Here is a 10,218-nt window from a genome sequence, read left to right as displayed (position 1 = left end):
CCGCCCTCGCCGCGGGCGGCTGAGGCGGGCGGCGCGGCGGCGCCCTGGATGCGGGGCGCCGCCGCGCCGCTCCACCGCTTGCGGCGGCGCAGGCCCGACGCGTTGAGCCGGGCGACCAGCTCGCGCGCAGGCAGCGCAGCGGCGCCGAGTTCGACCGCGCGGGCGTGCAGGTGTTCCGGCACGTCGTAGTGGTCGCGGTCGAACGCGCGCCGGGGCAGCCCGAGCCTCTCCGCGAAGGCGTGCAGCTCCGCGGTGTCGCGGTCGCTCACCAGGTGGCAGTAGAGCAGGCCGCGCGGCCCCGGCCAGGCGGGCGGGTCGATAAGGACACTCACCCGACCGAGCTTAGGGCGTGTCGGCCGGGGCCGCTGCGGGGTGCTGGGCGACAGGGCCAGGGCAGGCCCGCCGTACTCGGCTGCCGACTCGGGAAGACGCCGCGCGGGGTGCGCCAGCGCGCCCGCCGGTAGAGCCGCACCGGCGGGCAGCGCAGTCGCACAGCGGTCCACCGGGGATGCCTAGCCGCGCCCCCGGCCGCCCGGACCCGGCCGCCCGATCCGGGCCGCACCCACCACGAGTAGCGCGGCGATCACCGCCATGATCGCGGCGATGGCGTGCAGTGAGCCGTCGCCGGCGCCGCCGGCGAACACCGTTCCGATCAGCACCGACGCGGTGATCGCCCCGAGGAAGCGGAACGTCTGGAACAGCCCGGACACCACACCGATCCGTTCCTCGGGCGCCGCCCGGTACATCGCCGACTGCAGCCCCAGGTTGGTGAACGCGTTCGGGATTCCGAGCAGGCCGGCGACCAGGGCGAGCAGCCACAGCGGGGTCGACGCGCCGACGAAGAGCAGCGCCGTCCCGCCGGCCAGCATCAGCACCGCGCCGGCCACCAGGACCGGCCGCTCCCCGCCGCGGGCGAGCAGCCGCGCGACCAGGCCGAGCACGACGACGCTCACCCCGGTCAGCGGCAGCAGGACGAGGCCTGCCGTGCCCGGATCGAGGCCCCGGCCGCCCTGCAGCCACTGCGGTACGCCGATGAAGGCCAGGTAGAACACCACCGACGCCGCGGCGTTCTGCGCGAACACCGCGGGCAGCCGCCGGTCCGAGGCCATCGCGCGCAGGTCGAGGAAGGGCTGCGCGGTCCGCGTCTCCCGCCACACCAGCAGCACGCCGCCGACCGCGGCGGCGGCCCCGGCCGCCCACAGCGCGGCCGCGCCGGCGCCGTCGGACAGCGACAGCAGGAACGCGACCAGCCCGCCCATCCCGAGCGCGAACGCCGCGATCCCCGGCAGGTCGAGGTCGCCGAGCACGCTGCCGCGCGGGCGGGAAGACCCGACGGTGCGCGGCGGCACCGGCGGCAGCAGCACCAGCGCCAGCACGATTCCGACCAGTGTGACCGGCACGTTCACCAGCCACGTGGCCTGCCAGCCGGCAACCGCGACGAGGAGGCCGCCGAGCACCGGGCCGAGCGCCGCCGTCGCCGAGTTCGCGGCGCCCACCATGGCCATCGCGCCCTGCGGCGGCCCGCCCGGCAGCGCCGCGCGGAAGACGGCCATCGCGGACGGGAACGCCACCGAGGTGCCGACTGCGAGGACCACGCGGGCCGCCACCAGCCAGCCGATGCTCGGTGCGAGCGGTGCCAGCAGCGAGACGGCGCAGACCAGGGCCAGGCCGGAGACGAAGACCCGCCGCGCGCCGAACCGGTCGGCGAGCCGCCCCATCAGCGGCATGCTCACCGAGGCAGCGAGGTAGAAGCCGGAGATGAGCCAGGTGGCCGCGGCGAGGCCGGCGCCGTAGTGGCGCTCGATCTCCACCAGCGCCAGCACGATCATCGAGGAGTTGAGCGGGTTGAGCAGGGTCCCGGGGACCACGGCCGCCACCAGGCGGCCGGTGGGCGGGCGGGGGTCGCTGGGGGTTCGGGCACTGCCGGACGTGGCCACCATCTCCTCGAAGGCGCGGACTCCTGGACGGGCCGGCCGGGCGTGCGGCCGCCCCGGTGGACTATTCCACACCGGTTCTTCCGGGTTCGCGGCGGCACAGACGGCGCAGACGGGGAGAAGGGTGACGAACACGGCGCCGGCGCGTGCGCCCGGTGTGCCCGGGGAAGGCCCGACGGGGGCGGGCGCCCGCGGTGCGCGCGGACCGGAGGGCCTTCGGGGCCTTCGGTAGCGGACGCGGAGATTCACTGCAAATGTCGCATATGGAGCGAACCGCGCCGAAGTGGCGCTCACCAGCGTAAGTGGGCCGAAAACGGTTGAGTAATGCTACCGTCGCTCCGGTAGCCGGCCTTCACTGACGTCGCCGGTCCGGACCGTGTGGAAAGAAGACCCCTGACATGCCGAAAGCACCCCGAGAGCAGTGGGGCACCCGCATGGGCTTCCTGCTGGCGGCGATCGGGTCCGCCGTCGGGCTGGGGAACATCTGGCGCTTCCCCTACGTCGCCTATGAGAACGGCGGCGGCGCCTTCCTCGTGCCCTATCTCGCCGCCCTTCTGACGGCCGGGATCCCGCTGCTGATCCTCGAGTACACGATCGGGCACAAGTACCGCGCCTCGCCGCCGGTGGCCTTCCGCCGGATGGCCAAGCCCGCCGAGGCGCTGGGCTGGTGGCAGGTGGCGATCTGCTTCGTCGTCGCCATCTACTACGCCGTGATCATCGCCTGGTCGCTGCGGTACGCGGTGTTCTCGCTCGGCCAGCAGTGGGGAGCCGACCCCGACGGCTTCTTCAACGAGTCGTTCCTGGGCGTCGCCGCGGCCCCCGGCGCACCCGAGTCCTACAACCTCGGCACCGCCGTCCCGCTGGCGATCGTGTGGATCGCCGTGCTCGTCTGCCTCGGCCTGGGCGTCAAGCGCGGTATCGAGGTCGCCAACCGCATCTTCATGCCGCTGCTGCTCCTGCTGTTCGGCGCCCTCGTGGTGCGCGCCCTCTTCCTCGACGGCGCGGTGGAGGGCCTCAACGCGTTCTTCACCCCCGACTGGGCCGCGCTGGGCGACGGATCGGTGTGGGTGGCCGCCTACGGGCAGATCTTCTTCTCCCTGTCGGTCGGCTTCGGCATCATGATCACCTACGCCTCCTACCTGAAGCGGCGCTTCGACCTGACCGGCTCGGTGATGGTGGTGGCCTTCACCAACACCTCCTTCGAGCTGCTGGCCGGCATGGGCGTCTTCGCCGCGCTCGGCTTCATGGCGCTGCAGAGCGGAGTGGGGATCGAGGAGGTGGTGGCCTCCGGCATCGGCCTGGCGTTCGTGGCCTTCCCGCAGATCATCTCGACCCTGCCGATCGGCGGTGACATCTTCGGCATCCTGTTCTTCGGTTCGCTGATGATCGCCGGGATCACGTCGCTGATCAGCATCGTGCAGGTGGTCGTCGCCGCGGTGCAGGACCGGACCGGCATGGGCCGCACCAACGCCGTCGTCATCGTGGGCGGCGGCACGGCGCTGGTGTCGATGGCGCTCTACCCGACCGACCAGGGCCTGTTCATCCTGGACGTCACCGACCGCTTCATCAACAACTACGGCATCGCGCTGGCCGGCCTCGTCGTCATCGTCGTGGTCGCCTGGGTGCTGCGCCGCATCAGGGTGCTCGCCCGCCACTCCGACGCGATCTCCACCATCCCGCTCCGCGGCTGGTGGGTCGCCGCGATCGGCGTCATCACACCGCTGGTCCTCGGCTGGATGATGTTCGACAGCCTGAGCACGGAGTTCGCGGCCCCCTACGAGGACTACCCGCAGTGGTTCCTCAACGCGGCCGGCTGGGGGGTCGCCGGCGGCGCGCTGCTCGTCGGCATCGTCGCCGCCCTGCTGCTGCGGAACAAGGACGTCGGCCCGGTTGAAGTGGATTCGGTGGCCGACGGGGAGGACCGCGCGGCGGTCGGCGGCGGCACCGCACCCGGCGCGGACGCTGCCGGCAGCGCGCCGGAGCAGTCCGCGGAGGCCCCGAAGAAGAAGGAGGAGGGCTGATGTCCGGAGCGGCCATCGCCATGATGTGCGTGTCCATCGTGCTGCTGTGGGGCGGCCTGCTCGCCGCGGTCCTCTGGCTGCGGGCGCACCCCGAGAAGCCGGACGGCGCGGACAGCGCCTCTTAGTCCCGCACGGGGCCGGAACCTCCCGCCCCCTGGCAGCGGCCCCGGGCTGCGCGCACCGCGCGCGGCCCGGGGCCGTCACGGTTCCACGGCCCGCCACGGCACTGGGCTGGACAGCACCATCGTGCTGGACGGCCGCCCGTGCTCGGCCAGCCGGTCGATCAGGTCCTCGAACCGGGCCATCGACCGCACCGCCACCAGCAGCACGCAGCACGCGTCCCCGGTGACCCGGTGCACCTGCAGGATCTCCGGCAGCGCCGTCGCCCGCGGGTCGCGGAGCAGGCAGCGCGCGCCGAAGCACTCCATCCGCACCAGCGCCGTCACCGGAAGGCCGGCCGCTGCCGGGTCGACCCGCGCGTGGTAGCCGGCGATCACGCCGCGCTCGGTGAGCCGCCGGACCCGCTCGGCCACCGCCGGCGCCGACCGGCCGACCCGCCGGGCCAGCTCGCTGAACGAGAGCCGGCCGTCGCGCTGCAGCTCGGCCAGGATCTGCCGGTCCACCCCGTCCAGCCCGCCCGGTCCGCCGTATGCCATGCCGCTCCGCTCCGCCGCCGGTCCAGGCGCCTGCCGCGCCCGAGTTCTCGGGGACTTTCTCCCCCGAAGGCCGATTCGCCTACCAGCTTTCCGAACGCGAAGTCCGGTGCCGTTCAGCCGTGCCGTCCCCCATTCCCCTTCCGGGTGATCCGGGTCATGCTCGAAGCACGCACCCACAGACCGCGGAGGAGGTGGCGGCGATGGCGCCGCGCACGGCCGCTGAGCCGGCCCCCTACACGCGCTACGGCGAGATCGACACGCTGCACGCCCTGCAGCACCCGCGCACCGATGAGCCCGCCGAGCGCACCTTCATCCTCACCACGCAGGTGATGGAGCTGCTCTTCGCGCTCATCGCCGACCACTGGCAGGCCGCCCGGGACGCCTTGGAGGACGACGACGTCCCCGCCGCGCTCGCCGCGCTGCGCCAGGGCGCCCGCGTCCAGGACGTGCTGGTCCAGTCCTGGGACCTGCTCGCCGACCTCACCCCCGCCGAGTTCGAGCGGTTCCGGCCCGCTCTCGGCGACGCCTCCGGCATCCAGTCGGCCGCCTACCGCCGCCTGGAGTACCTGCTCGGCAACACCGCGCCCGGACTCGCCGCACCGCACCGCGGCGACCCGGCCGCCCGCGCCGCACTGGAACGGGCGCTCGCCGAGCCCGGCCTGTACGACGCCGTCCTGCGGCTGCTGTCCCGCCGCGGCCTGCCGGTACCCGCCGGTGTGCTCGGCCGTGACCGCGCCCGCCCCTACCGGCCCGACATGGCCGTGGAGGAGGTGTGGCGCCGCGTCTACGCCGACGAGCGGGCCGGCAACGACCTGCTCCAGCTCGCCGAAGCGCTGCTGGACACCGCCGAGCGGGTCACCCGCTGGCGCCACCGCCACCTCTGGGCGGTGCGCCGCTCCCTGGGCGCCCGCCCGGGCACCGGCGGCACCGAGGGTGTGCGCTGGCTCGCGCGGAACGCCGAGCGGGAGGTCTTCCCCGAACTGTGGACGCTGCGCACCCGCTGGTAGGCGGGTGCCGCCGGGAGCGGTGCGCCGGGCCCGTCCCACCGGGGCACCGCCGGACGCGGACACACGCCACCGAACACCCCCGGCAGGCGTGCCGTACCGGCCGCGCAGCGCCCGGGCAGTACAGTCCTGCCGCCGGCTGCCGCCGGCCGGCCCCGGCCTCCGAAGGAGAGGGATGACCTCCGCTACCTCCGCGACCCCGCCCGTCCCCGCGCCGCCCGCTGACCGCGACGCCTGCCTGGCCCGCGACGCCGCCGACCCGCTGGCGCCGTTCCGCGCGGAGTTCCTGCTCCCCGAGGGCGTGGTCTACCTGGATGGCAACTCGCTCGGCGCGCTGCCCCGCGCTGCACCGGCCGCCGTCGCGCACACGATCGAGGAGGAGTGGGGCCGCGCCCTCGTCACCAGCTGGAACGACGCCGGATGGTGGGAGAGCCCGCGCACCCTGGGGGCGCTCGCGGCGCCGCTGGTCGGCGCGGCGCCGGACGAGGTCGTCGTCGGCGACGGCACCACCGCCAACCTCTACAAGACCGCCGTCACTGCGCTGCGGCTGGCCGGCCCCGGGCGCGGCACGCTGCTCGGCGAGGCCGGCGCGTTCCCCACCGACGCCTACATCGCCGACGCGGCCGCCGAGACCGCCGGCGGCGCGCACCGCCGCGTCGCCCTGGCGGACGCGCCCGGTTCCGATGCGGAGGTGCTGGAGGCGGAGCTGGCGGCCGGTGGCGTGGGGGCCGTCCTGCTCGGCCACGTGGACTTCCGCACCGGCCGGCTGCGCGACATGGCCGCACTCACCGCGCTGGCGCACCGGTACGGCGCACTCGCCGTGTGGGACCTCTGCCACAGCGCCGGCGCGGTCCCGGTCGACCTGGCCGGCGCCGGGGCCGACTTCGCCGTCGGCTGCACCTACAAGTACCTCAACGGCGGCCCCGGCGCCGCCTCGTTCCTGTTCGCCGCGGCCCGCCACCACGAAGCGGCCCGCCAGCCGCTGCCCGGCTGGCACGGGCACGCCCGCCCGTTCGACTTCGACCCCGCCTACGAGCCCGCGCCCGGCGCCTCCCGGTTCCTCAGCGGGTCGCGCCCGGTCGTGGCCGAAGCGCCGCTGCGGGTGGCGCTGGAGATGTGGAGCCGGGCCGACATGGGCCTGGTGCGCGCCAAGTCGCTGGCGCTCACCGACCTCTTCCTCGACCGCGTCGCGGCCGCCCCCGAGCTGGTTCCGGCCACCCCGCTCGGGCACGGCGACCGCGGCAGCCAGGTCGCGCTGCGCCATCCGGACGCCTTCCCGATCGTGCAGGCGCTGATCGCCCGCGGCGTCATCGGCGACTTCCGGGCCCCCGACCTGCTGCGGTTCGGCTTCACTCCGCTCTACCTCTCCTTCACCGAGGTGCACGACGCGGCGGCGACGCTGCTTCAGGTGCTGGAATCCGGCGAGTGGCGCGATCCGCGCTTCAGTGAGCGGTCCACCGTGACCTGAGCGGCGCGCCCCGGCCCCCCTCTGCCGCGGCTCCGCGCAGGCCCTGCTGCAGGTCCGCCCCTGGCGGGCCGGCGGATCGCTGTGCTGCTGGGCGTCGCTCCGCCCGCGCCCCTCGCTTCGATCTCCTCAGCCGAGGGGAGAAACCCCGACCGGACTCCTGCGCCGGCCGTGCGAGGGCGCACCTCCGGCACCGCTCGCGGCCGGTGCCACCCGCCGAAGACGCCCCGGTGTGCCCTGGTGCACACGAGGGGCGTTCTTTACGCGCTCCGAGAGCCGGTCGGCGGCCTTGACCCGGCCCGGACGGCGCTTTCAGCGGGCGCGCACCATGTTTGACACCGGGAACCCTTGCGGCGCAGGGGGTGCGGTCCGCTGCAGACCCCCCGAGCGGCCCCGATTCGGCGGCAAACCGCCCTTGATGTGACGAGCGCCGCTTTTTTACCTTCCCGAAAGGTAAAACCCCCTGGCATGCCGGGGATCGTTTACCGCTATCGCCGCCACAGAGCCTGCCTGATCAGCGGTTTTGCCATTGCGTCCTTCGCGTTTGACCGTTTCGTGGGTTAATGTCTCTCGTGATCGGTTCGTTACCTACTCGGTTCCGGGCCGATGCCGAGGCCGAGCGCGAACGGGCGCACGGCGATGAGGCTCCTTCTTCTGCACCGGCGTCGACCGGTGCCATCGCAACCGCCATGCCCTGATCTCGCCATGGCAGGACTGTGTGCGCCTCTCTCGGCACCATCGACTTCCTGGTTGAAACCCATGAGCTCTGAGCAGCCGCTGCAGTACGGCGAAGTCACGTCCACCTACTTCTGGGACGACGGCTCCGGCATCAACGGCGACACTGGCCAGCCGGCCAGTGGCAAGGACATGCAGGAGGGGATGGCGGCCAGCCCCAGCTGGCCGCTCGGAACCGAGGGCTACGTCATCTACGACGGCAAGAAGGAAGACTTCTTCATCGGCGACCGGGGCCCGGGTGACCCCGCCGAGAACTGCGAGTCCCTGCTGGACCTCGACGGCATCACCTTCGCCAAGCTCACCGGTGAGAGCTGGAACGACGAGTCGCTCACCGTGAGCGGCGGCAACGGCCACATCGACGTCGAGTACGTCATCACCAAGTGGGGCGACGGAGCCGGCAACGAGGGCGTCCCGCACCCCATGAGCGAGTCCCAGATGTGCGACAACGCTGTCTCGCCCCTCCCGGACCGCCTCAACCCCGAGGTGCAGGAGAAGAAGGAGCAGGAGCAGAAGGAGCAGGAAGCCGCCGAGCAGAAGAAGGCGGAGCAGGAGCAGGCGGTCAAGGAGTCCAACGGCCAGCAGAAGGCCGACCAGACCGACGCCGAGCTCGCCGCCTCCGACTCCGGCGGCCCCGGGGACGGTACCGCCACCGGTACCGAGTCCACGGTCGCCAACAACATGTCCGGCGCCGAACTCGCCGGCGCCGAGCTGCCGTCCGCGGTCGGCGCGCTGACGCTGGCCATCCTGCCGGCCCTGGCCATCGCCGCCGTCGTCGCCCGCCGCCGCCCGGCGCCGAGCTACGCCGAGGCCGCCTCCGACGGCGAGAACGGCCCGCTGGCCCGCCTCGGCGACCGCTTCGCCCAGGCCAAGGACAACCTGGCCGAGAAGTGGAGCATCCGCGGCAGGCACGGCCGCCAGTAACAGGAGCCACCACGCCCCCTCGCGGCGGGTACCTGCCCTCTCCCTCTTGGGCAGGTGCCCGCCGCCTTTTGCGTGTGCGTCGCGGTGAAGGGCGCGTTGCCCTTGGGTTGGGCGGTGGGGTGCTGGTGGTGCAGCTGGCGCGGCTTTGGTAGCCGCCCCGCCCGCTGTGTCTCCGTGGCCGGCGGGTACCTGTCCTCTCCTTCGTGGGCGGGTGCCCGCCGCTTTTCTGTGGGTGAGGGGGGAGGCGGTGCCGTTTTGGGTGGGGCAGTGCCGGTGGTGGCGGTCGGGGAGCCGCCCCGCCCGCTGTGTCTCCGTGGCCGGCGGGTACCTGTCCTCTCCTTCGTGGGCGGGTGCCCGCCGCTTTTCTGTGGGTGGGGGCAGGGGTGCCCGCCCCGTCTCCTTCGGGCCGCTGACTGCCGGTATGCACGGAGGGAGAGAGCGCCCGCCTCCGCCGGCGCGGCAGGGGAGTGGGCCGCGGGCACCCGCCGCGTCGTGCCGCCCCTGGCGGCGGGTGCCCGCGCTGACCTCTGGACGTCCCCGGTGGGCAGGGGGAGCAGGGCCGTCAGAGGTCGCCGAGGAGGAGCGCAGGATCCTCCACGCAGTCGGCGACGAACCGGAGGAAGCCGCCGGCCGTGCCGCCGTCGCACACCCGGTGGTCGAAGGCGAGCGTGAGCTCGGTGACCGGCCGGACCGCGAGCTCGCCGCCGACCACCCACGGCCGGTCGGCGATCCGGCCCAGGCCGAGGATGGCGGCCTCCGGGTGGTTGATGATCGCCGCCGATCCGTCGACGCCGAACACGCCGTAGTTGTTCACCGTGAAGGTCCCGCCGGCCAGCTCCGCCGGCGGCAGCCGCCCCTCCCGGCCCCGCTCCGCCGCACCGGCGATCGCGGCGGAGAGGTCCCGCGCGCCCAGCGCCTCCGCGCCGCGCACCACCGGGACCACCAGGCCGCGCGGCGTCTGCGCGGCGACGCCGAGCCCCACCGCGGAGTACCGCACCAGCTCGCCGCGGTCCGCGTCGAACGCGCCGTTCAGCTCGGGGAAGCGCGCCAGGCCCAGCACGCAGAAGCGCGCCACGAGCCCCACCAGGCTCACCGGCCGCTGCGGATCGGCCGCGTTCAGCCGCCTGCGCAGGCCGACCAGACCGGAGGCGTCGGCGTTTACCCAGACCGTGGCCTCCGGGATCTCCCGGCGGGACCGGGACAGCCGCTCGACCATCGCCCGGTGGGCGCCGCGGACCGGAGTCCGCTGCTCGCCCGCGCGCGGCTCCGGGGCCGCCGCGGCGGAGATCGCCGCCACCACGTCCCGGCGCAGCACCAGCCCGCCCTCGCCGCTGCCGTCGAGCGCTGCGGCGTCCACCCCGTTCTCCCGCGCCAGCCGGCGCACCAGGGGGGACACGACAGGCGCCCGCGCGCCGGCGGGCGGGGTGCCGGCGGGGGAGCCTGCGCGCGCACCGGCGGCGCCGCCGCCGGCGCTGCCGCCGT

9 protein-coding genes are annotated in these 10,218 nt (G+C 74.3%); 5 read left to right on the top strand and 4 right to left on the bottom strand.

The window, feature by feature from the left end:
- On the bottom strand, positions 1 to 332 hold a 332-nt coding region (locus tag ACYVGT_RS27760), incomplete at its 3' end, for a DUF4031 domain-containing protein (protein ID WP_460863741.1).
- Positions 333 to 512: 180 nt separating this feature from the next.
- Positions 513 to 1,940 (bottom strand): MFS transporter, encoded by a 1,428-nt coding sequence (locus ACYVGT_RS27755; RefSeq protein WP_460863738.1) that lies wholly within the window; start codon positions 1,938 to 1,940, stop codon positions 513 to 515.
- Between the two features lie 392 nt (positions 1,941 to 2,332).
- Here ACYVGT_RS27755 and ACYVGT_RS27750 point away from each other — a divergent pair, with 392 nt between their 5' ends.
- Positions 2,333 to 3,955 (top strand): sodium-dependent transporter, encoded by a 1,623-nt coding sequence (locus ACYVGT_RS27750; RefSeq protein ID WP_460863736.1) that lies wholly within the window; start codon positions 2,333 to 2,335, stop codon positions 3,953 to 3,955.
- Positions 3,955 to 4,080, top strand: a complete 126-nt coding sequence (locus tag ACYVGT_RS27745) for a methionine/alanine import family NSS transporter small subunit (protein ID WP_460863734.1) — start codon at positions 3,955 to 3,957, stop codon at positions 4,078 to 4,080. The genes ACYVGT_RS27750 and ACYVGT_RS27745 overlap by 1 nt, the downstream gene beginning before the upstream one ends.
- 75 nt (positions 4,081 to 4,155) lie before the next feature.
- Here ACYVGT_RS27745 and ACYVGT_RS27740 read toward each other — a convergent pair whose 3' ends face one another.
- Positions 4,156 to 4,611, bottom strand: coding sequence for an Lrp/AsnC family transcriptional regulator (locus tag ACYVGT_RS27740; protein WP_460863732.1), 456 nt, complete (start codon positions 4,609 to 4,611; stop codon positions 4,156 to 4,158).
- 200 nt (positions 4,612 to 4,811) lie between these two features.
- Here ACYVGT_RS27740 and ACYVGT_RS27735 point away from each other — a divergent pair, with 200 nt between their 5' ends.
- The 3 genes from ACYVGT_RS27735 (at position 4,812) to ACYVGT_RS27725 (ending at position 8,736) form a co-directional block, all read left to right on the top strand.
- Positions 4,812 to 5,618, top strand: coding sequence for a tryptophan 2,3-dioxygenase (locus tag ACYVGT_RS27735; protein WP_460863729.1), 807 nt, complete (start codon positions 4,812 to 4,814; stop codon positions 5,616 to 5,618).
- A gap of 172 nt (positions 5,619 to 5,790) precedes the next feature.
- Positions 5,791 to 7,083 (top strand): kynureninase, encoded by a 1,293-nt coding sequence (gene kynU, locus ACYVGT_RS27730; RefSeq protein WP_460863727.1) that lies wholly within the window; start codon positions 5,791 to 5,793, stop codon positions 7,081 to 7,083.
- Between the two features lie 756 nt (positions 7,084 to 7,839).
- Complete coding sequence (locus ACYVGT_RS27725) at positions 7,840 to 8,736, top strand: hypothetical protein (protein ID WP_460863725.1); 897 nt, start codon at positions 7,840 to 7,842, stop codon at positions 8,734 to 8,736.
- Between the two features lie 562 nt (positions 8,737 to 9,298).
- Here the strand turns inward: ACYVGT_RS27725 and ACYVGT_RS27720 are convergent.
- Positions 9,299 to 10,218 (bottom strand): dihydrolipoamide acetyltransferase family protein (locus ACYVGT_RS27720; protein WP_460863723.1); only part of this gene is annotated, 920 nt, incomplete at its 5' end.

The sequence above is a fragment of the Nocardiopsis coralliicola genome, assembly GCF_054779695.1.
This window is presented reverse-complemented; position numbering and strand designations above follow the sequence as displayed.

What these genes read in the sequence shown, in the direction of transcription:
- ACYVGT_RS27755 (WP_460863738.1), bottom strand. Translation starts at nt 1,940, where the DNA reads ATGGTGGCCACGTCCGGCAGTGCCCGAACCCCCAGCGACCCCCGCCCG.
- ACYVGT_RS27750 (WP_460863736.1), top strand. Translation starts at nt 2,333, where the DNA reads ATGCCGAAAGCACCCCGAGAGCAGTGGGGCACCCGCATGGGCTTCCTG.
- ACYVGT_RS27745 (WP_460863734.1), top strand. Translation starts at nt 3,955, where the DNA reads ATGTCCGGAGCGGCCATCGCCATGATGTGCGTGTCCATCGTGCTGCTG.
- ACYVGT_RS27740 (WP_460863732.1), bottom strand. Translation starts at nt 4,611, where the DNA reads ATGGCATACGGCGGACCGGGCGGGCTGGACGGGGTGGACCGGCAGATC.
- ACYVGT_RS27735 (WP_460863729.1), top strand. Translation starts at nt 4,812, where the DNA reads ATGGCGCCGCGCACGGCCGCTGAGCCGGCCCCCTACACGCGCTACGGC.
- kynU (WP_460863727.1), top strand. Translation starts at nt 5,791, where the DNA reads ATGACCTCCGCTACCTCCGCGACCCCGCCCGTCCCCGCGCCGCCCGCT.
- ACYVGT_RS27725 (WP_460863725.1), top strand. Translation starts at nt 7,840, where the DNA reads ATGAGCTCTGAGCAGCCGCTGCAGTACGGCGAAGTCACGTCCACCTAC.